The 503-nt window shown below is 61.4% G+C and carries 2 tRNA genes; both read left to right on the forward strand.

What is annotated here, in order from left to right:
- Positions 1–65 precede the first annotated feature (65 nt).
- Positions 66–142: transfer RNA gene (locus tag ME121_RS32915), tRNA-Ile, on the forward strand.
- Between the two features lie 36 nt (positions 143–178).
- A tRNA-Ala gene (locus ME121_RS32920) sits at positions 179–254 on the forward strand.
- Positions 255–503 lie beyond the last annotated feature (249 nt).

Consider the following 503-nt stretch of genomic DNA (forward strand, 5'->3'; position numbering starts at 1 on the left):
ATGCCGCCCTCGTTTCTCTTCCTCACCAGATAGCGCGATCGCGGTGCAAACCGCTCGATCGTACTGGGCCTGTAGCTCAGGTGGTTAGAGCGCACCCCTGATAAGGGTGAGGTCGGACGTTCGAGTCGTCCCAGGCCCACCACGACACGGGACGTTCTGCCCGCCGGCTTGACCCTTTGGGGCCATAGCTCAGCTGGGAGAGCGCGTGCTTTGCAAGCATGAGGTCGTCGGTTCGATCCCGTCTGGCTCCACCACTTCTTTGGGACTTGGCGCCGTGGAAACGGCAGCCGCCTGAGGGAGTGGATGTTGAGCCCGCTATCTGGAACATGCGTTTGCCGCAGCCTGGATGCTGTGAGGACCGATCGGTCCCGCAGGGTCGGCTGTTTGGCGAAGACATCAGTGACATCGTGAAGAGGGAATGTGGCCGTTGGGGCAGAGAGATCTGCCAACCCTGACGGTCATGTTCGGCAAGCATACGGTGGTGGGTCCGGAAACGGATCTGC

Origin of the sequence: Methylobacterium sp. ME121, from assembly GCF_000974725.1 — a bacterium.
GTDB lineage: Bacteria > Pseudomonadota > Alphaproteobacteria > Rhizobiales > Beijerinckiaceae > Methylobacterium > Methylobacterium radiotolerans.